This is a genomic window from Enterobacter vonholyi (assembly GCF_040834095.1).
GTDB lineage: Bacteria > Pseudomonadota > Gammaproteobacteria > Enterobacterales > Enterobacteriaceae > Enterobacter > Enterobacter vonholyi.
In genome coordinates, this window is record NZ_CP162152.1 from 2,358,246 (window position 1) to 2,378,922 (window position 20,677).

The window sequence follows — 20,677 nt, forward strand, 5'->3', positions numbered from 1 at the left end:
AACAGCACAGGCGTTTTGACCTGGCAAATAACGAAACACTATCAGGTTATTCTAAAGCCGCGTTTTTTGCTGTTTTAACCGCCAGCGCCCAAAAAGATGATTTGCCTTAAGTTCCATTATTCGTCAAGCACAACCGTCACTTTCTATGCCGCAAGAAATCGGCCCTTTTAGCGTCTCTTCCCCCGTTTGGTTGCTTCCTCATTTCGTTAAAGTAACGGTGTGAAGAAGTATATGGGATCAAATCGTGGCAAAAACTCTTTTACGCAGCGGTAACCTGGATGACTTTCAGGCCGTTGGCGGCGGCGGACAAGCCGTTTTTGAATCAGCGTTACAAATCCGGGAAGCGCTCCGGTTGCGCAAACAACAGGCCATCGTCGACTGTCTGGCGATCCCTCAGGTCAACGACAGCGGTGACCGCGTGGACTGGTATTCCCCCGTTGAAGGGAGCGTAACCAGCTGGAAAGCGGCAGATGAAGATGACCGCTATCGCGCCCTGCGCTATCTGGAAAACATGCTCGCCAGCGTTGAGTCGTTAAGCAAGAAATGCCTCCAGTCCCCCAAAACCGCGCAGCAGCTTTTTGGCTCTCTGCTGTCAAAGGCGTTTCAGTTCCCGGGTGAAAACTTCCTCTTCCTGGTGGACGGAAAGCCGGTCATCAGCTTCTGGGGCTTTGTAAACCTGAACGAAAATGCGCGCGACGATGTTCTCGACTGCCTGCGAGAATCGCTGGTCCCTGAGCCTGCCCCCGTTGTGATTGAAGATCCTGAGCCCGAGCCTGAGCCAGAACCGGTTGTAGCCTTTGAACACGCCGACGAGCCGCTGATCGCCCCTTCCACGGTGGTGCGCATCACGCCGGAAGAGCTGTATGAGCCAAAGCCAGCCCCGGCGGTTGCGCAACCCGCTCAGGAACCAGCTGTGCCGATCGTCGCGAAAAAACGTCGTGTTCCCCTGTGGACGCTGCCGGTTGCTGCCGTGATCGTTGCCGCCATTGCCGCACCGCTGCTGTGGCCAAAACAGTCGCCTTCCGCTGAGCCCGCACCGGCGCCCGCACCAGAACCCGTCGAGATTGCGCCAAAGCCGATCAAAGCGGTTGAGCCGCTGGCGATGAAACTGCCGCTGCATCAGGCAGAGGTGCTGGCGAACAAAGAAAAAGAGCCTGCTCCGGCGCCTGCGCCACAGCCTGCCCCGGTGGTGATTGTCGCCATCCCGAAAGATGCCATGGTGATGGAAGCGAATCAGGTGAAAGCGGGATCGACGCGTTTCCTGAACGGTACCTGGCGTGCGGTTCTCGACGTGAAAGATCCGGTCACCGGCAAACCGCCGTCAATGCGCTATCAGATCCAGAACAATAAAGGCTTCGCCCGGGTTGTCCATGGCGACAACGTCGTCTGCCGCGCGGAGGTCTTCTCCGGGCTGCACAGCAACGGCGAGCTGATGATTAAAAGTCGCGGTACTGCCCGCTGCACCGACGGTTCCCGCTACCCGATGCCGGAAGTTGCCTGTAAAGCAGGCGCCAGCGATATCGCAGAATGTCGCGCCCGTTATGATGCCAATACCGTCGTTCCACTGACGTTCAAGAAAGCAGGTGCCTGATTCTATGCTGGTAAATCTTTGCGACTATAAACAAAGCGTCACGCTTATTGCCAACAGCGGCGTGCAGTTCCTTGATTTCGGTCTGACGCCGCAGGACACCGCCAGCAACGGGCGCTTCGTACGTAAAACCGCGAACGGCCCGCTTTTGCGACTCGATTTCGACCTTGTTAACGGGCGCTATACCCTGCCGGGAACGAACGGCGGGCAGCCTGAAGTGGTTAAGCCGGAAACCACCATCCCGCTGCATCAGTCCCTGGCGGTGCTGGACGGCGTCTGGCTTCCGGTTCCGTTCCTGCGCTTCAACCCGCCGCGAACCTTCGTTGAGGGGCCGGATAACTGGGCGCGCGTTCAGGTGCGCAGGCTGGATACACCCGACACGGCAGGCAATACGCACCGCGTCACTCTCGCCCTTGACAGCCAGATTGCTGAACACGCCACCTCCGCCCTTTCCCCGGTTGAAAACGATATTCTGAACGGGACCCGTTTCGCGCTGGCCTGGCGAGATAAGGAGGTTGAAAGCTTCCTCGACCAGACGTGGATTGACGGCTGGCTGCGCGAGGCATTTACCCAGTATGCCGACGGCGTTGAAAACCGCTCAGAACGCGATCTCCAGCAGGCGATGCGCGGTTTTGAATATCAGGCCCACTGGCTCAACCTGATGACCATGCTCGGTGAACAGCTCATCGTGCCGGAAGTGAAATTTGTTACCCATACGCTCAGCACGCCTGCCATTCCGGTCGATCTGATCCTCGACGTGGGCAATACCCACACCTGTGGCGTCATTATTGAAGACCACGGCGATGCCAACGATGGCCTGCGCCAGACCGCCGAGCTGCAGGTTCGCTCGCTAAGCGAGCCGCAGTTCCTGAATGCGCCGCTGTTCACCAGCCGTCTCGAGTTTTCGGAAGCGCGTTTTGGCAAGCAGCACTTCTCGGTCGAAAGCGGTCGCGAAGATGCCTTTGTCTGGCCGTCCATTGTTCGCGTGGGTGATGAAGCCCGCAAGCTGGCGATGCAGCGTCTGGGGACCGAAGGCAACAGCGGCATCTCGAGCCCGCGTCGCTACCTGTGGGATGAAACGCCGGTCGTGCAGGACTGGCGCTTTAGCCAGATGAACAGCAAGACCCAGCGTGAACCGCTTGCCACCGCGTTTCCGCTGATGAACCTGATGAACGATGACGGCGAGCCGCTCTTCACGCTGCCGCAGGACGAACGGCTGCCGGTCTTCTCTCCGCAGTACAGCCGCAGCACCCTGATGACCCACATGCTGTGCGAGCTGCTGGCTCAGGCGCTGGGGCAGATCAACAGCGTCGCCACGCGCTTACGTCTGGGATTCCCGGCGTCGCCGCGCCAGCTGCGCACGCTGATCCTGACGCTGCCCTCCGCCATGCCAAAGCAGGAGCGCGAGATCTTCCGTCGCCGCATGTTTGAAGCCATCGCCATCGTCTGGAAAGCGATGGGATGGCACCCGCAGGATGAGGATTTTGTCACCCGCAAACAGCAGGAAAAAAGCGTGGTGCCGGTACCTGAAATCCAGATGGAGTGGGATGAAGCCAGCTGCGGTCAGCTGGTCTGGCTGTATAACGAAGCCATCTCCCGCTTTGGCGGCCAGACCGAAGCCTTCTTCGCCTCTCTTGCTCGTCCGGACCGCGAACCTGAGCCGGGTAGCCAGCCGGGCCGCACGCTGCGCGTAGCGTCCATCGACATCGGCGGCGGCACAACGGATATGGCGATCACCCATTATCAGCTGGACGACGGTTCCGGCAATAACGTCAAAATCACCCCTCAGCTGCTGTTCCGTGAAGGATTTAAGGTCGCGGGCGACGATACGCTTCTGGACGTGATTCAGCGCTACGTGTTGCCCGCGCTGCAAACGCAGCTGCAGAAATCCGGTATTGCTGATGCCTCGCTGCTGATGGCCTCGCTGTTCGGCGACTCCGGGCGTATTGATACCCAGGCCGTACTCCGCCAGCAGACGGCGCTGCAGCTCTTTATGCCGATTGGCCATGCCATTCTTGCCGCGTGGGAATCGAGCGACGTTGACGATCCGCTGGCCGGTCTGCATGCCACCTTTGGCGATCTCCTGCCGCAGAAGCCGACGCGCAACGTGATGAACTATCTGCAGCAGGCGATCGATCATGCCCTGCCTGCGGGCTCTGACGCTTTCGACCTGTTCGCCGTGCCGCTGCACGTCAGCTTCCGCGAAATGCAGGATGCGATGCTGGCCGGGCAGTTTACGCTGGCCTCCCCGCTGCACGCGGTGTGTGAGGCGATTTCACATTACAGCTGCGATATTCTGCTGATCACCGGACGCCCCGGCTGCCTGCCCGGCGTGCAGGCGCTCATTCGACATCTGCAGCCGGTGCCGGTCAACCGTATCGTCTGGCTGGATAAATACCAGGTACATGAGTGGTATCCGTTCAGCCAGCAGGGGCGCATTGGCAACCCGAAATCGACAGCCGCCGTCGGGGCCATGCTCTGCAGCCTGGCGCTTGACCTGCGCCTGCCGCGCTTCAACTTTAAAGCTGCGGACATTGGCGCGTATTCCACCGTGCGCTATCTGGGCGTGCTGGATAACACCGTCAATACCCTGCCCGAGGAAAACGTCTGGTACCAGGATATCGACCTGGATAAACCCGGCGCGAAGCTTGACGCGCGTCTGCACTTCCCGCTGCGCGGTAACGTGACTCTCGGCTTCCGCCAATTGGCGAACGCGCGCTGGCCCGCCACGCCGCTCTACACGCTCAGCATCAACTCGGCTGAACTGGCGAAAGCCATTGCCGGTGACGGCGTGCTGAACGTGCGGCTCAGGCTCTGCGGCGGCAGCAAGCAGCAGGGGCCGGAGGCCTTCGAGCTGAGCGATGCCTGGCTGCAGGACGGCACGCCTGTTGCGCCTGACGCATTAACCTTCAAACTGAACACTTTGGCCGATCGCCGACACAGCGGTAGCCACTACTGGATCGACAGCGGGAGCGTATACCTGAAATGACAGAGACGACGACCACCACTCAGGCCTTAATTGGGTGGATTAATGAGACGCGCCTGAACGCCCCTGTGCTGGATAACGATGCCGACGCCCTGCTTGCCCGCATCAACGCGGCGCAGGCGCGGGAGCAGGCCATTGAACGCGCCATGACCCGCCAGAGCAGCGTTGGGCTTTACGGCCATTCGCAGAGCGCGAAAGCGCACCTGCTGTTGTCTCTTTGCGGCAGCGGTAATGGACGCCTGAACGTGACGCCGGGCCAGCGCACCTTTGACTATTTTTCGCATATCAATCCGGGACATGCCCTGACCAACATGGCCGTCCGCTTTACCCGTGAAAACACGGAGGTGGCGGATGAGGCGTTCCCGCTGCGTCTGAGTCTTGTCACCGAGGCCGAGCTAGTACAGCTTTTTATTGCCCGTACGACCCTCCATCCACAGATGCGCGCGGTGGATAAAGCGGTCATTGAGACACGTCTGGAGAAGTGGCGCGGGCTGCGCCAGCCGCAGAGCGTGCCCGGCATCACGGCTCAGGAAGTGGGGACGATTGCCCGCTTCTGGCAAAGCACGGTTCCCGCCGCTAAGCAGCAAATTGATGATGCCCTGTGGCATGAGTTTGCCCAACTGGTACCTTCTCTCGATCTCAGCACGCGAGCCAGCGTCTGGTCGCTGCTCTGGGGCGAGCAGCAGGAGTTGACCCAGCAGTGGTTAAAACTGGCCCATGTGCTGCACCAGACCAGCCATGCCGGCGATCTTGCTGCCCCGCTTAGCCTGCTGGTGGACAGCTTTGGGCTGCCGGGTGAAGGGTTCCTGACGCACGACGGCGCGTTAGACCTTCAGGACGCGCAGGAGACGCTGCTTCATCCGCTGAATAGCGGTGAAATGCTTAACGCCATCAGCATCCCGGTCGACGTGCTGGCATTCCTGACCCGCGAGCTGGTGCTGCCGGTTGAGAACGGGGCTCTGGATAACGTCGATATTATTGATATTCCGGTTTTTGAAGATAACCGTGCCGATCCGCTACGCCAGGCAAAATCCCAGTGGCTTCTTGAACATTACCGTCAACAGCTTCAGCCGGATGTGCTGGTGATTTGCAACGCGACGGCACAGCACGAACAGACGGCCAAAAAAGCAAAAGTGTTAATGAACTGGGTGAAGGAGACGCAGCCTGCTGAAGAATCTGCCCTGCCGGGGCTGGTGTGGGCGATCACCCCGCATGACGCCCGCTTTACTACCCGGCAGAATCTCGATGAAGCCGTACAGCATCTGCTCGGAAAGCCGGGTTTACGCTGGGGCACGCTGCAGGCGCTGGACAGCCACAGCATGCAGCGCGTCATCGAATGGCTGTCTCAGGCCACGTTACCCGCGCAGCGACAGAAGCGTCTCGGCACGCTGAAAAACGCGCTGCGTCAGGAGCTGTCGGCGCTGATGCAAAGCTATCTGGCACCGCTGGTTGAAGAACCGGGGATAAGACGCGCTCAGGCGGAAAACATGGTGCGCATGCTGCAAAGCAGCGCCGCCCGCCACGGCGAACTGCTTGAAGGCATGCTGCCGCCTCTGAATGCCTTTGAAACGCTGCTCGCCGTTCAGCAGCCTCGCGAGGAGCAGGTTAACGGGCTATTTACGGATACCATTGACCTGTTTGCCGAGAACGCCCAGGAAAGCACTGGCCTGTTCCAGACAAAAGACAAAGCGCGTCTCGCGCACCGAGTCTGGATAAATCATCTGCGCCAGTGGAGCCGCAACGAGGCGACCGCCGCCCGTCTTGGGCTGGATCCTGAGGTGTTACAGCAAATCGCGGATGTGCTGGTCGTCACCAGCTACCGGCTGGATCTGCCTCAACAGCTTCAGCGCATTGTCGAAGCGGATAAAAGTAGCGCGGCACAGCTGCATGCCGTGATGGGCAATTTCGTTGGCTGGCTGGGTTACGACCAGACGCCCGTGGCGACGCGTCCGGCAAGCCGCATCCGCAAGGGCCAGGCCATCTTCGTCACGCCGGTGGTCAGCAGCGCCGAGCCTCGTTTGACGCGCCTGGGAGAACAGCCTGTACATGCGGCCACCGCGTACGTGTACGACTGGCTGGTCGCACTCTATAGCCGCGCGATAGAGAACATTGATTACCAGCACCCGCATGATGTTCAGCCTGACGCACGTCAGGCACTGCGGGCTTTAATAAAGTAGCCGCCCTTCTTGCCGGGTGGCGCTGCGCTTACCCGGCCTACATTTCGCAACGATGATAAATCGCACAATAATCACATCGTCATACATTCGGCTAAGGCCCGCGCCAGCGCAGAGCGGTTTTCCCACGACATCGAGTGCCCCGCCGCAGGGATAATTTTTACCTCAACGCCCTTTTGCTTCAGATTATCCGCATCGTCATCCGGCAGAGAGAGCTCGCCAAAAATCAACGTTACCGGGCAAGGGAGTGACAGGAACTGCGCTTCCCACTCGGGCTCAACGCCCGCCACCAGGCTCGATGCGCCCCGCCAGACGGCATACGGCGCATTACTCTGCAGGCACCCGGCCCACGCCGTTTTTTCTGCGCTAAGCATGGCGTCATAACCCTGCTCCAGAAACTGTTGCTCGGTTTGCGCTGCAATGGACCGGCTGAACATGCCCCCACCCGCGTGGAAATTGGGCTCTGACACCATCAGTCCCTTCACGCGCGACCCCAGCAGCCCCGCCGTTTCGATAGCGATACTGCCGCCCATGCTGTGGCCGTATAACCAGAAGGAATCCAGCTCAAGATGGTCAATCAGTTCCGCGACAACGTGCGCCTGGTCAGTGGTTTTATAGCTGTAGTGCTCAGGCTTATCGCTGTAGCCGCTGCCGGGCAAGTCGATGAGAATCGCTCTGCGCGCGCCAAACAGCGGGTCATGTACGACGCGGGGATATTCGTAGGAAGAGGCGCAGCCCAGCCCGTGAATAAACACCACGGGATCGCCGGTGCCGGGCAGGTCATGCCAGCGCACGGTGCAACCGGCCTGCTGCGAGTAAAAACTGTTCATAAGCACTCCTTTTTATGATGCACTGTGTATTTATACAGTTACCACATCAGGAATGCTATGTTCATCTTTTAAAACTGGAAGCGTGCTTCAGAAAAGCGAGACCAGCAGCGCAACGGGAAAGCTCATTGGCCAGGTTGACCCCACCAGAAAAGCGCTGAGCAGGCGGATACGTTTGCGGTCTTTAGAGAGGAACCAGGTGATTAATGCGCAGATGGAAGCCATGATTGCGTAAAAAACCAACATCTTTTGATACAACGTCATTCTGTATACCAGAGCCGAAAAAATAACCGCACGCAATATGCGTCATATGTTGACACAGATCAAGTTTTTTCGTTACAGAATAACCACTTAAAAATTACGGCTAATAACAATTGAGTATCTTTCGTAACACGTGTGGCGGGCAAGGAGAACGCCTGGCCGCGCATGCGGCCAGGCTGGGAGGATTAGTGTTTTATCATGACATGCCGCACGACCGTATAATCCTCAAGCCCGTAGACCGACATATCCTTCCCGTAGCCCGATAGTTTCATGCCGCCGTGCGGCATTTCGCTCACCAGCATAAAATGGGTATTCACCCAGGTGCAGCCATACTGCAGGCGCGCGCTCAGGCGATGGGCGCGGCCCACGTCTTTGGTCCAGACCGAAGACGCCAGGCCGTATTGCGAGTCGTTCGCCCAGGCCAACACCTGCGCCTCATCATCAAATTCGGTGACGCTCACCACCGGGCCAAACACCTCGCGCTGCACAATGGCATCTTCCTGTTTGGCCCCCGCCAGCAGGGTTGGCTGGAAGTAGTAGCCCGCCCCCTCTTTTTTGCTGCCCCCGGTCACGACGGTGATGTGGCTCAGGGCTTTGGCTTCATCCACCGCTTTGCACACGCGGGATAAATGCGCCGCCGAACTCAGCGGCCCCAGCTCGGTTGATTCGTCCTCGGGTGCGCCCATTTTCAGGCTCGCAACCGCGGCACCCAGTTTTTCCACCAGCGCGGCGTAAATGCCCTTTTGCGCGTAGATACGACAGGCGGCGGTACAGTCCTGCCCGGCGTTGTAGAAGCCAAACGTCCTCACCCCTTCGATGACCGCATCCAGGTCGGCATCATCAAACACGATCACCGGCGCTTTACCGCCCAGCTCCATGTGGGTGCGTTTAATGGAGGACGCCGTATGGCCGATGATATGTTCCCCGGTAGCAATTGAACCGGTCAGCGAGACCATACGGACTTTTTCATGTCCGGTAAGCGGATCGCCGACCGTTTTGCCCCGACCAAACAGCACGTTAAGAACGCCCGCCGGGAAGATATCTTTTGCCAGCTCTGCCAGCTTAAGCGCGGTCAGGGGCGTAATCTCAGAGGGCTTAATCACCACGCAGTTCCCTGCCGCCAGCGCGGGTGCCAGTTTCCAGGCTGCCATCATCAGCGGGTAGTTCCACGGTGCAATAGAGGCAACCACGCCCACCGGGTCGCGGCGGATCATCGACGTATGGCCGTCAAGGTACTCTCCGGCGGCCAGCCCGTTAAGGCAGCGGGCGGCCCCGGCAAAGAAACGGAAAACGTCAACCACCGCCGGAATTTCATCACCCAGCGCGCAGTGCAGCGGCTTACCGCAGTTGAGGGATTCGAGCCGGGCAAATTCCTCGCCGTGGGCTTCAATCGCATCCGCCAGCTTCAGCAGGCTCTCGGCGCGGGTTTTCGGCGTCGTTTGTCCCCACGCCACAAAAGCACGGTCGGCCGCCTGAACCGCCGCGTCGACCTGGGCCGCTGACGCCTCAGCAATCTCCAGCAGCACCTCTCCGGTGGCCGGGTTATAAACCGGCTGTTTCTCACCCTCTCCGGCAACCAGTTCACCGTTTATCAGCAGATGTTTTTGCATAGCATTTTCCTGTTGAATTCACTGTTATTTCCCGCTGCCGGCAATGTTTTCGCCGTCGCGGGTTAGCCACCAGGCTCCCAGAATGGGGATAGTTGTCACCAGCATCACCAGCAGAGCCACGACGTTGGTGACCGGCACGTCGCGCGGACGCCCGAGCTGGTTGAGCAACCACAGCGGTAACGTGCGCTCGTGTCCCGCCGTAAATGTTGTGACGATTATCTCGTCAAACGACAGGGCAAACGCCAGCATACCCCCGGCCAGCAGCGCTGAACCCAGATTGGGCAGCACCACATAGCGGAAGGTTTGCCATCCGTCGGCCCCGAGATCCATCGACGCTTCGACCAGACTCCAGGAGGTGCGCCTGAACCGGGCAATTACGTTGTTAAACACCACCACCACGCAAAAGGTGGCGTGTCCCACCACGATGGTGAAAAAGCCCGGCTCAAGGTCGATCGTTTTGAAGGCCGTCAGCAGCGCCAGGCCGGTGATGATCCCCGGTAACGCAATCGGCAACAGCAGCAACAGCGAGATCGCATTCTTTCCAAAAAACTCGCTTCGCCACAGCGCCGCTGCAGCAAGCGTGCCAAGCACAAGGGCAATCGCGGTGGAGATCGCGGCAATCTGAAGTGACAACGTCACGGATTCAATAATATCGCCGCGCCCCGCCGCCACGCTAAACCACTTCAGCGTCAGCCCCTGCGGCGGAAAGCTGAAGGCAGCGTCTTCGGTGTTAAAGGCATAGGTCGCGATAATCAGCAGCGGGAAGTGCAGGAAGATGACGCCTCCCCACGCTGCCACTTTGAGGAACAGCGGTGCGCGTTCAGAGTGCATCGAATGCTCCCAGACGTTTCACGAACGCCAGATAAAGAGAAATAAGCACGATGGGTACCAGCGTGAACGCGGCGGCCATGGGCATATTGCCAATGGCACCCTGCTGCGAGTAGACCATGTTACCGATGAAGTAGCCCGGCGGCCCCACCAGCTGCGGAACGATGAAATCCCCCAGCGTCAGGGAGAAGGTGAAAATGGACCCCGCCGCAATGCCCGGAATGGCCAGCGGCAGAACGACGTAGCGAAAGGTCTGGCGCGGGCGCGCGCCGAGGTCGGCCGAGGCCTGCAGCAGCGAGGCCGGCAGGCGTTCCAGCGCCACCTGGACAGGCAGGATCATAAACGGCAGCCAGATGTAAACGAAGACCAGAAACCGTCCCAGCCCGGAGGTGGATAAGGTGTTGCCGCCAATCGCCGGGAGCGTAAGGAGTGAAGTCAGGATCGGTTCCAGCCCCATATGGTTGAGAAACCATTGCGCCACGCCGTCCTTCGCCAGCAGCAGCGTCCAGGCGTAGGCTTTGACGATATAGCTCGCCCACATTGGCAGCATCACGGCGATATAGAAGAAAGCCTTCCACTTGCCGCGGGTGTATCGCGCCATGTACCAGGCCATCGGGAATGCGAGAATGGCGCTGGCAATCGTCACCGCAATCGCCATCGTTAAGGTTCGCAGGATGATGTCGTAGTTAGCCGGGTTGAAAAGCGCCTGAATGTTCGCCAGCGTCAGATCCGGCGTGACCGCCATGGTGAAATCGTCAAAGGTGTAGAAACCTTGCCACAGCAGCGTCAGCAACGATCCTAAATAGACGATGCCAAACCACATGAGCGGCGCGAGCAGAAGCAGGAACAGGCCGAGCGACGGTTTTCGCCAGAACAGCGCCGTCATGCGGCTGAAGCGGCCGTGCGAGGCGGGAGGATGCGCGACACTCATAGACATTTCACCTCTCCTCGTGCAGGCGAATCATCGCCTCGCGTGACCATGACGCCATCACCGCCTGCCCCGGCGCAATGCCGCTCAGCGGCGAGGTTTCACTGAGATTGGCCTGGCTCACCAACAGTTTGGCGCCATCTGCGAGCTTCAGCTCCAGCCGCGTGGCCGCCCCCTGATACTGAACGGCCTGCACGATGCCCTGAACCTGAACGTCTCCGCCCTCGTTAAGACGAATATGTTCCGGACGCAGGGAATAGCTGCCTTCCATACCGCAAATTTTCTGCGCTAGTCCGGCATCAAAGACGTTGGAAGTGCCCACAAAACTCGCGACAAACGGTGTGCGCGGACGCATGTAGAGATCGCGCGGGGTGTCCACCTGCTCGATGCGCCCGTTATTAAACACCGCCACCCGGTCTGACATTGAAAGGGCCTCGCCCTGATCGTGGGTGACAAAAATGAAGGTGATGCCGAGTTCCTGCTGAAGCTTCTTCAGCTCGAACTGCATCTGTTCACGCAGTTTGAGATCGAGCGCGCCCAGGGGCTCGTCCAGCAGCAGGACGCGCGGCTCATTGACCAGCGCGCGGGCGATGGCGACACGCTGCCGCTGGCCGCCGGAAAGTTGCGAAGGTTTGCGGGCAACGGCAAAGCTCAGGCCCACTTTTTCCAGGGCATCACGGGCCTGCGCATGGCGTTTTTTCTTGTCGATGCCTTTGACCATCAGCCCGTAGGCGACATTGTCGAGGATCGACATATGCGGGAACAGCGCGTAATCCTGAAAGACGGTGTTCACATCCCGCTCCCAGGGAGGCAGTTCGCTCGCCTCTTTGCCGAAGATAGAAATCGTGCCGCCTGACAGCTGTTCAAAACCGGCTATCAGGCGCAGGCAGGTGGTTTTGCCGGAGCCCGAAGGCCCCAGCATGGAGAAAAACTCTCCGTCACGAATCGCAATGGTGACCCCATCCACCGCCCGTACGTCGCCGTACAGACGGGAAACATTGTTAAACTCTACCGCGTACGTCATGTTCTGCTCCCGGGCAATTAACGACCGCCCATGATGGCGATGTAATCCTGCGTCCAGCGGCTGTAAGGCACAAATTTGCCGCCTTCGGCGATGGGGGTTTTCCAGAACATGATTTTGTCGAACTCGTTATAACCGTTTGTTTCACAGCCTTTATCGCCCAGCAGCGTGCTGGCTTTACACCCTTCCGGCACCACGGGCAGGGAGCCAAACCATGCTGCCAGATCGCCCTGCACTTTCGGCGTCAGCGACCAGTTCATCCACTTGTAGGCGCACATCGGGTGTTTTGCCTGCGCGTGCAGCATGGTGGTATCCGCCCAGCCGGTCACCCCCTCTTTCGGGAAGACGGTTGCAATAGGCTGGTTCTCGGCCTTCAGGGCATTCGCCTGATACGGCCAGGCACTGGAGGCCACGACGCCCTCGTTTTTGAAATCGCTCATCTGGACGGTGGTGTCGTGCCAGTAGCGGTGAATCAGAGCATGCTGGTCGCGAAGCACCTTAAGCACGGCAGCATACTGTGCTTCGGTAAGCTGGTACGGGTCTTTGATACCCAGCTGCGGCTGCGTGGCTTTGACGAACAGCGCGGCATCCGCGATGTAAATCGGGCCGTCATACGCCTGCACGCGTCCCTGATTGGTTTTCCCGTCCGGCAGATCCTGTTTGGTAAAGACCACGCTCCAGCTGTCCGGCGGCGTCGGGAAGGTTTTGGTGTTGTACATCAGCAGGTTTGGCCCCCACTGGTACGGCGTGCCGTAGACTTTCCCGCCGACGTTAAACCATTCCCCTTTCACAATCCGTTCGTCGAGGGTTTTCCAGTTGGGGATAAGATCGGGGTTAATCGGCTGGACGCGTTTGCCCATGATCAGGCGCAGGGAAGCGTCACCTGAGGCGGTGACCAGGTCATATCCCCCTTTCGCCATCAGGCTGACCATTTCATCCGACGTGGCCGCCGTTTTGACGTTGACCGCACACCCGGTCTCTTTTTCAAACTGGGTGACCCAGTCGTAGTTTTTATCCGTCTGTCCGCGTTCGATGTACCCCGGCCAGGCGATAATATCCAGTCGACCTTCCCCGTCGCCGATGGCCTTTGGAGGTTCTGCGGCTTGCGCTGTCATGATAGTCATGCCGAGCGCGCACAGGCTGCTGCGGGCAAATTTTTTGCTCATAAGGGTTACTCCTGTCGCAATGAAATTTAGCGGCAGCCGTGCCGTAAAAATATCTCCCTCATTAAACGTAGACCGCGCAAATGCGCCGCACCGTACGGCTTCAGGAAATTTCATCAAGGTGTGACCGAGGGCGCATTCCCCGTTAACTGGATTATAGACAAGGAGTTAGGCGCGAGAGACGGTATGCAGATTTCCTATGACAGGGCACCGCGAAATATTCACAGTGCCGTCATCAGGATAAGAAATGAATATTTAAAAAACGAAAAAAGGATTATTCAAGCATCGTGCTAATTAATTTGCCTAACTGAATGACCGCCTGCTCTTCTCGCTCTCCCCAGGCCCACGACGTATTAAAACGGAAGAACGGCGTCCATGCGTCAGAAGTGGAAAACATCTTTCCGGGGGCAATGCTGATGTGGTGCGTTAAGGCTTTTTCGCTCAGCAGCCCCGCGTCCAGATGCGCCGGAAGCTCCAGCCATAAAAAGTAACCGCTGTCATTATGATGGATTTTGACGCCGGCAGGCATATGGCGCAAAAGGGACTGCCAGGCCTGCTGCTTTCGCTCGGCGAGCGTACGCCGCAGGCGGCGCAGATGGGCGTCGTAGCGTTTCGTCGCCAGGTAATCAACCAGCGCCAGCTGCACAGGTGAGCTTGTGGAGAGCGTGCTCATCAGCTGCAGCTGCTGAATACGTCGCGCGTGTTTTCCTGCCGCAACCCAGCCGATGCGAAAACCGGCCACCAGACATTTTGAAAAGGACGAGCAGTGCAGCGTCATATCCTGACGATCCCATGCTTTCGCCGGAAGCGGTTTTTCGCGCCCAAAATAGAGCTCGCTGTAGACGTCGTCTTCAATCAGAGGAACGTTGTGCTGCGTTAACAGGGCGACAAGCTGCGCTTTTTTTTCCGCGCTCAGCGTGAAGCCAAGCGGGTTTTGACTGTTGGTCATTATCCAGCAGGCTTTAACCGGATACTCCTTCAGCGCCTGCTCAAGGGCATTCAGGTCAATCCCTTCACGGACGTCCGTCGCAATCGACAACGCTTTAAGCTTCAGGCGTTCGAGCGCCTGCAGTGCGCCGTAGAAACAGGGGTTTTCGACAATCACCCAGTCGCCCGGCTCGGTCACCGCCTGCAGGCTGAGATTGAGCGCTTCAAGGGCGCCTGCGGTGATCACAATCTCTTCCGGGGAGATGTTCATCCCCTGCTGCGCGTAGCGGCGGGCAATGGCGTGGCGGAGATCGACGTTACCCGGCGGCAGGTTCTCAATCACGCTCATCGCCGTCGCGGTTTTGCTGACGTTCGCCAGCGAGCGGTTGAGCTGCTGCAGCGGGAAAAGCCGTGGGTCGGGAAAGGCGGAGGCAAAAGGGACAACGGACGGGTCGCGGCTGGCCTGTAAGACGTCGAAGATGTAGGTGTTAATATCCACGACTTCGTCACGCATCACCTGGGCAGGTGGAGCAGGCTGATGTGCGGTCGGGCGCGAGGCAACGTAATAGCCCGACTGCGGTCTGGCGACAATGCGCCCCTGACTTTCCAGCATCTGATACGCGTGGCCAACGGTCATAAAACTCATGCCGCTGCTCGCCACCTGCTCTCGCAGAGAAGGCAGCTTATCGCCCGGCAGCCATACGCCGAGCTCTATCTGCGAGATAATTTGTTGCGCCAGACGCTGGTATTTTTTCATCAGATTCTCCTTGTGGCTGACAGTGTATATCAGCAGGAGAAAAAGAGAAGATTTAGCTAACTGTTATAGTTCGGGAAATGAATTACTTACGGTACTCGGTAACGTGGCTTTGCGCCTGACGCGCAGCGGCCAGGTGATCGAGCGTTATCATCGACGATTTGCAAAAGATGCATTTCGCGCCGAGTGGGTTTTTCTCAGACACATCAAAGACTGAGGTACGGTACTGCGAGCCATGACAGCATGGGCAGCGGAAATGAATATAAGAAGTCATAAGATTCTCCTGTAAACGTAAAAACGTAAATTACTAATGGGCCGATTGGGCATAATGGTTTTAAACAAAACGAATCGGAATGTAGATAAAGACCCAAGAGAGGCTGCGGAGAGGCACAACGTGATGAGAACTGCTTTATAAAACTACGTCAGATATTTATTTGGACTCAAAACCAGAAGACCATTAACGCACGGCGTTGACGACAAAGCAAGCTGTTTTATGTGTAAAATGCATAAAAATACAGTTTTGAACTGTGATGCTCACATTACAGTGGGATATTGATTAAGCCTATAGCTACAACCAAGTACATAACCCCATGAAATATAAATAATTTAAATGCCATTTTTTGCCTAATTGGCTTTCCCGTTCTGGAGTATTAAATTACTCACAAATACCATTGACCTAATGAGAAAGGAGCTTTACATGGCAATCCCAGCATATTTATGGATAAAAGACGATGGCGGAGCGGATATTAAGGGTGCGGTTGATATACAGAATCGGGAAGGAAGCATAGAAGTTAATGGTTTTTCCCACAATCTCAGTCTGCCTACAGATGGTCTTACGGGAAAAATCACCGGTACCCGCAAACATTCATCCATAATCATACAAAAAGACTTTGATTCATCGTCACCGTATCTTTATAAGGCAGTTGCAACCGGTCAAACTCTTAAATCGGCTGAGTTTAGATGGTACAAGATTAATGATGCGGGGCAAGAAGAAGAATACTTCAACATGTTTCTTGAAGGCGTGAAAATCGTCGGTGTCTCACCAATGATGCATGACACAAAAGATCCCACAAAGGAAAAACATAATCACCTCGAGTGCGTAGAATTTCGATATGAAAAAATCACCTGGAAACACTGTGACGGTAACATTATGTTTACCGACAACTGGAATGAGAGACCGCAAGCATGAGGTACCCAACTTTAGCGGTATCTCCTCATCCACCTTATGATATTTCATCTTTCTCTCCGCCAGGCGTTAATATTATAAATAATATGATGCTGGCAAGATTTCATCGAGGCCCATCAGCACTAACATATGAGTGGTTTTACCAACAGGTCAGGTTACATGGCCCATGGGATTATAAAACAAGAATAGGCCGCCAATACGAGAATTTTGGTAATTTTCACTATGGTGCAGTTGGTACTGCGGCTGGAATATCTGCCTCCATTCTTTTACGTGCTGCAGGCTGGGCGCAGTCAAAGTCAGGGAATGGCAACTCAAATGATGGACACTGGTATGGTTCCCCTCCTTTTGGGGATGACCCGAATGATCAACTCTGGATAAAATGCGGAATAGACTATGCAGCAAGAACGGGGTTTTAAAAAACGCTATATACTCGCACCTGTATTTTTCGCACTCGCCTACGCAGGATGGGTTTTATTTTTCACCAACTTCCCTGTCGAACAAGAATTACATTCAAAAGTGAACGTTAATAAGTGGGCTGTTTTGTACGTCACACAAGCTAATGGAGGAGCCATGACATCCTTTACCTATCATTACTATTTATTAGATGCAAAAAGAAGCGAAGAAGATTTTTTAACGCATATCGATCAGGCCACGCCATTCATGGTGACTAACGATCCTGCGGTGAAAATCGATGTTAAAGACGATGGTGTATATCTGCGTGTTCGAGGTGACGTATACTCTTTCCATAATACGTCTAAACTTGCCAATATCCTTCTGAATGCATCACCATATTGATGGCTATGGCAGCTCATTTATTATTCGTCACATCAGTAAAGGTGCTTACTGGATGTTCAAAAGCGCGAAAACTGTTATAGCAAAATAAGCTTGGTCTGTTTCTGCCCCCTCCCCCAGACGCGGCTTAGAATGGCATCGACATAATTACATCGCGGAGTTTTGCATGTTTGGTTTGGATGCGTTTCACCTTGCGCGGATACAGTTTGCCTTTACCGTATCCTTTCACATTATTTTCCCGGCCATTACCATTGGTCTCGCAAGCTACCTTGCCGTGCTCGAAGGGCTGTGGCTGAAAACAAATAATCCGGTCTGGCGCTCGCTGTACCATTTCTGGTCGAAGATTTTTGCCGTCAACTTTGGCATGGGCGTGGTCTCCGGGCTGGTGATGGCCTACCAGTTTGGCACCAACTGGAGCGGCTTTTCACAGTTTGCGGGCAGTATTACCGGCCCGCTTCTGACCTACGAAGTGCTTACCGCCTTCTTCCTCGAAGCCGGGTTCCTCGGCGTAATGCTGTTCGGCTGGAACAAGGTCGGACCGGGTCTGCACTTCTTCTCCACCTGCATGGTGGCGCTGGGGACCATTATCTCTACCTTCTGGATCCTCTCTTCAAACAGCTGGATGCAGACCCCGCAGGGCTATGAGATCGTCAACGGTCAGGTGGTGCCGGTGGACTGGTTCGCGGTGGTGTTTAACCCCTCCTTCCCTTACCGCCTGCTGCATATGTCGATAGCCGCGTTCCTGAGCAGCGCCCTGTTTGTGGGCGCATCCGCGGCATGGCATCTGCTGCGCGGGAATAATACCCCCGCCATCCGGGCGATGTTTTCGATGGCGCTGTGGATGACGCTGATTGTCGCCCCCATCCAGGCCATGGTTGGCGATATGCACGGGTTGAACACCTTAAAGCACCAGCCCGCCAAGATAGCCGCGATTGAAGGACACTGGGAAAATCCGCCGGGTGAGCCTACCCCGCTGCTGCTGTTTGGCTGGCCGGATATGGAGCAGGAGCGCACCCGCTTTGGGCTGGAGATCCCGGCGCTGGGGAGTCTCATCCTGACGCACAGCCTGGATAAACAGGTTCCGGCGCTGAAAGAGTTTCCAAAGGAAGACCGCCCGAATTCCACTATCGTCTTCTGGTCGTTCCGCATTATGGCGGGCCTGGGCATGCTGATGTTGCTGCTTGGGGTAACGGCTCTCTGGCTGCGATATAAAAAGCGCGTTTATTCATCGCGCCCTTTCCTGTGGTTTGCGCTGCTGATGGGGCCATCCGGGCTAATTGCCATTCTGGCCGGGTGGATCACCACCGAAGTGGGCCGCCAGCCTTGGGTGGTCTATGGGCTTCAGCGAACGAAGGATGCGGTTTCTGCCCATGGTGATTTGCATATGAGCGTGAGCCTGCTGGCCTTCTTCGTCGTCTATACCTCGGTATTCGGCGTGGGTTACAGCTATATGGTGCGCCTCATCCGAAAAGGCCCGCAGCCGCATGAATCTTTCGCCACCGAGTCCGACGGACGTCCGGTGCGCCCGCTTTCTGCCGTCACAACTGAACATAAGGAGCAGCCATAATGGGTATCGATCTTTCCATTATCTGGTTTGTGATCATCGTTTTCGCCACGCTGATGTATATCGTCATGGACGGTTTTGATCTGGGGATTGGCATTCTGTTCCCGGCAACGCAGAACGCCGACGATCGCGACGTAATGGTCAACAGCGTCGCGCCGGTCTGGGACGGAAATGAAACTTGGCTGGTGCTTGGCGGCGCTGCGCTGTTCGGCGCATTCCCACTTGCCTACGCGGTGATCGTGGATGCCCTCACCATTCCACTGACGTTAATGCTGATCGGACTTATTTTCCGCGGGGTGGCATTTGAATTTCGTTTTAAGGCCACCCCGGCGCACCGTCCTTTCTGGGATAAGGCGTTTATAGGTGGTTCCATTCTGGCGACGTTTACCCAGGGCGTGACGGTAGGCGCCGTCATTAACGGCTTTACCGTCACCGGCCGGGCCTATACCGGCGGCCCCTTTGACTGGTTTACCGCGTTCAACCTGTTTTGCGGCTCCGGGCTGGTGGTGGCCTATGCGCTGTTAGGCTCGACCTGGCTGGTGATGAAAAGCGAAAACGCGCTGCAGCAGCGGATGCGCGAGGTATCGAAAACGCTGTTAATCGTGCTGCTGGCGTTTATTGCCGCCATTAGCCTCTGGACGCCGCTAGCGCAACCGGCCATCGCCGCGCGCTGGTTTACGCTGCCGAATCTGTTTTATCTGCTGCCGGTTCCTGCTCTGGTGGTGATTTTCAGCCTGTACCAGTGGCGCTGCCTGAATAATCCCGCCAGCCATAGCCGTCCGTTTATTCTGACATTGGGGCTGGTATTCCTCGGCTTTAGCGGGCTTGGGATCAGCATCTGGCCGCATATTATTCCACCGTCGATCACCCTTTGGCAGGCCGCCGCACCGACGCAAAGCCAGGGCTTTATGCTGGTCGGCGCGCTGTTGATCATTCCCGTTATTCTGGTCTACACCTTCTGGAGTTACTACGTATTTCGCGGAAAAGTTCAGCATGGGGAGGGTTATCACTGATGCAACAACCGGTCTGGAAAAGATTACTGTGGCTGGCCATTATCTGGGGCGGCAGCGTACTGGCACTGGCTGCTGTCAGCATGCTCTTCCGTATGCTGATGACGGCTGCAGGGTTTAAATCGCATTAACATCATTCCGGGCAACCGCTGCGTTGCCCTGTTCCCCCGCACTTTCAGATAAACCCCATTAACGCATGGCAGCGTATCGTTACACTGGAAAAAGATTCACAGTGTTTATAGTTTGAGAAGAAAAATGAAAAAGCTCATCGCGTTAAGTGTTATCAGTCTTGTTCTTACCGGCTGCGTTAATCCGGGTAAAGCCTCCGTTCAGCCGGAGCAACTTCAGAATCACCGCTTCGTGCTGGAAAACGTGAACGGTAAGGCCGTGAAGACCGCGACAACGCAACCTGAGCTCAGTTTTAGCGCGCTGCCTGATATCAGCCTGGTGAATAACATCAGCGTTTCCGGCCAGATGTGTAACCGTTTCAACGGACAGGGGAAATTGTCCGAAGGCGAGCTTAAGGTTAAAACGCTGGCCATGACGCGCAAGCTTTGTACTGAACCGCAGCTGAATGAGCTGGATCAGGCCATCGGCGACATGCTGCGCAAAGGGGCGCAGGTCGACCTGACTGAGGACCAGTTAACGCTGGCGACAGCCGATAAAACGCTGATGTTTAAGCGTGTAGAATAATCAGTAGTTACCGCAGCTTCCAACGGCAAGCGACTGTTCGCTACAGCGTTTGCCGTTTGGCAAGGCGCACATCCCAATAGCAGAACCATCAAGCTGGCGAGCGACAGACAGCGAACCGCCAACCATTGCGCAGTTAGCCTGACCAGCGCTGGACATCGCCGCTTTCATTCCCGGCGCCACGTGGGCTGCCGTTGCCTGCTGAACGGGTTCACTGCTACATGCCGACAACAATAATGCGGCACACCCTACCAAAAACGCTGAGCGCATGCTTTCTCCCCCATAAATGATGCGAAACCTATGCATAATAGGCATCACAGCCCATGTCGTCGAGAGCGAAAGTGCGTATTTATGCGCTCCGGAAACAA

General features: G+C 56.6%; 20 protein-coding genes. 10 read left to right on the forward strand and 10 right to left on the reverse strand.

What is annotated here, in order from left to right:
- The first annotated feature begins 244 nt into the window (after positions 1-244).
- From AB3N39_RS11150 to AB3N39_RS11160, 3 genes are read left to right on the forward strand one after another with little or no spacing between them, the layout of a single operon-like run.
- Positions 245-1,591 carry an SrfA family protein gene (locus AB3N39_RS11150; RefSeq protein ID WP_367896725.1) on the forward strand — a complete coding sequence of 449 codons (1,347 nt, stop codon included), beginning with the start codon at positions 245-247 and terminating at the stop codon, positions 1,589-1,591.
- 4 nt (positions 1,592-1,595) lie between these two features.
- The gene (locus tag AB3N39_RS11155; protein ID WP_367896726.1) at positions 1,596-4,577 is read left to right on the forward strand and encodes a virulence factor SrfB; all 2,982 of its coding nucleotides are present in this window, start codon (positions 1,596-1,598) and stop codon (positions 4,575-4,577) included.
- Positions 4,574-6,751, forward strand: a complete 2,178-nt coding sequence (locus tag AB3N39_RS11160; RefSeq protein ID WP_367896727.1) for a virulence factor SrfC family protein — start codon at positions 4,574-4,576, stop codon at positions 6,749-6,751. Before AB3N39_RS11155 ends, AB3N39_RS11160 begins: the two co-directional genes overlap by 4 nt.
- A gap of 71 nt (positions 6,752-6,822) precedes the next feature.
- Here AB3N39_RS11160 and AB3N39_RS11165 read toward each other — a convergent pair whose 3' ends face one another.
- The 9 genes from AB3N39_RS11165 to AB3N39_RS11205 all read right to left on the reverse strand — a co-directional run bounded on the left by AB3N39_RS11165 (position 6,823) and on the right by AB3N39_RS11205 (position 15,341).
- Entirely contained in the window at positions 6,823-7,578 is a 756-nt protein-coding gene (locus AB3N39_RS11165; RefSeq protein WP_367896728.1) for an alpha/beta fold hydrolase, read from the reverse strand.
- Positions 7,579-7,665: 87 nt separating this feature from the next.
- Entirely contained in the window at positions 7,666-7,839 is a 174-nt protein-coding gene (locus tag AB3N39_RS11170) for a GhoT/OrtT family toxin (protein WP_013096478.1), read from the reverse strand.
- A gap of 182 nt (positions 7,840-8,021) precedes the next feature.
- Positions 8,022-9,446 carry an aminobutyraldehyde dehydrogenase gene (gene patD / locus AB3N39_RS11175; protein ID WP_367896729.1) on the reverse strand — a complete coding sequence of 475 codons (1,425 nt, stop codon included), beginning with the start codon at positions 9,444-9,446 and terminating at the stop codon, positions 8,022-8,024.
- Between the two features lie 24 nt (positions 9,447-9,470).
- A complete protein-coding gene (locus AB3N39_RS11180) occupies positions 9,471-10,277 on the reverse strand; it encodes an ABC transporter permease (protein WP_133294527.1) in 807 nt (268 codons plus the stop codon).
- Complete coding sequence (locus AB3N39_RS11185; RefSeq protein WP_367896730.1) at positions 10,267-11,211, reverse strand: ABC transporter permease; 945 nt, start codon at positions 11,209-11,211, stop codon at positions 10,267-10,269. The genes AB3N39_RS11180 and AB3N39_RS11185 overlap by 11 nt, the downstream gene beginning before the upstream one ends.
- Position 11,212: 1 nt before the next feature.
- Positions 11,213-12,226 (reverse strand): ABC transporter ATP-binding protein, encoded by a 1,014-nt coding sequence (locus AB3N39_RS11190; protein ID WP_252093053.1) that lies wholly within the window; start codon positions 12,224-12,226, stop codon positions 11,213-11,215.
- A 17-nt stretch (positions 12,227-12,243) separates the two neighbouring features.
- Positions 12,244-13,389, reverse strand: a complete 1,146-nt coding sequence (gene ydcS, locus AB3N39_RS11195; RefSeq protein ID WP_023344246.1) for a putative ABC transporter substrate-binding protein YdcS — start codon at positions 13,387-13,389, stop codon at positions 12,244-12,246.
- 271 nt (positions 13,390-13,660) lie between these two features.
- Positions 13,661-15,070 (reverse strand): PLP-dependent aminotransferase family protein, encoded by a 1,410-nt coding sequence (locus tag AB3N39_RS11200; protein WP_127731091.1) that lies wholly within the window; start codon positions 15,068-15,070, stop codon positions 13,661-13,663.
- 82 nt (positions 15,071-15,152) lie between these two features.
- Complete coding sequence (locus tag AB3N39_RS11205; protein ID WP_028013309.1) at positions 15,153-15,341, reverse strand: hypothetical protein; 189 nt, start codon at positions 15,339-15,341, stop codon at positions 15,153-15,155.
- Positions 15,342-15,764: 423 nt separating this feature from the next.
- Between AB3N39_RS11205 and AB3N39_RS11210 the strand changes: the two genes are divergently transcribed.
- The 7 genes from AB3N39_RS11210 (at position 15,765) to hslJ (ending at position 20,312) form a co-directional block, all read left to right on the forward strand.
- Positions 15,765-16,256, forward strand: coding sequence for an Hcp family type VI secretion system effector (locus AB3N39_RS11210; protein ID WP_252093054.1), 492 nt, complete (start codon positions 15,765-15,767; stop codon positions 16,254-16,256).
- Complete coding sequence (locus AB3N39_RS11215) at positions 16,253-16,669, forward strand: polymorphic toxin type 44 domain-containing protein (RefSeq protein ID WP_115875293.1); 417 nt, start codon at positions 16,253-16,255, stop codon at positions 16,667-16,669. The genes AB3N39_RS11210 and AB3N39_RS11215 overlap by 4 nt, the downstream gene beginning before the upstream one ends.
- The gene (locus tag AB3N39_RS11220; RefSeq protein WP_133294531.1) at positions 16,647-17,048 is read left to right on the forward strand and encodes a hypothetical protein; all 402 of its coding nucleotides are present in this window, start codon (positions 16,647-16,649) and stop codon (positions 17,046-17,048) included. Before AB3N39_RS11215 ends, AB3N39_RS11220 begins: the two co-directional genes overlap by 23 nt.
- A 163-nt stretch (positions 17,049-17,211) precedes the next feature.
- Positions 17,212-18,612 (forward strand): cytochrome ubiquinol oxidase subunit I, encoded by a 1,401-nt coding sequence (locus tag AB3N39_RS11225; protein ID WP_367896731.1) that lies wholly within the window; start codon positions 17,212-17,214, stop codon positions 18,610-18,612.
- Complete coding sequence (gene cydB / locus AB3N39_RS11230; RefSeq protein ID WP_133294533.1) at positions 18,612-19,622, forward strand: cytochrome d ubiquinol oxidase subunit II; 1,011 nt, start codon at positions 18,612-18,614, stop codon at positions 19,620-19,622. The genes AB3N39_RS11225 and cydB overlap by 1 nt, the downstream gene beginning before the upstream one ends.
- Positions 19,622-19,750, forward strand: a complete 129-nt coding sequence (locus tag AB3N39_RS11235) for a DUF2474 domain-containing protein (protein ID WP_008501283.1) — start codon at positions 19,622-19,624, stop codon at positions 19,748-19,750. The genes cydB and AB3N39_RS11235 overlap by 1 nt, the downstream gene beginning before the upstream one ends.
- A gap of 124 nt (positions 19,751-19,874) precedes the next feature.
- Positions 19,875-20,312, forward strand: a complete 438-nt coding sequence (hslJ, locus tag AB3N39_RS11240; protein ID WP_133294534.1) for a heat shock protein HslJ — start codon at positions 19,875-19,877, stop codon at positions 20,310-20,312.
- Here the strand turns inward: hslJ and AB3N39_RS11245 are convergent, their stop codons facing one another.
- On the reverse strand, positions 20,313-20,579 hold the full coding sequence (locus tag AB3N39_RS11245) for a DUF333 domain-containing protein (protein ID WP_143345189.1): 267 nt from the start codon (positions 20,577-20,579) through the stop codon (positions 20,313-20,315). It abuts the gene before it with no gap.
- Positions 20,580-20,677 lie beyond the last annotated feature (98 nt).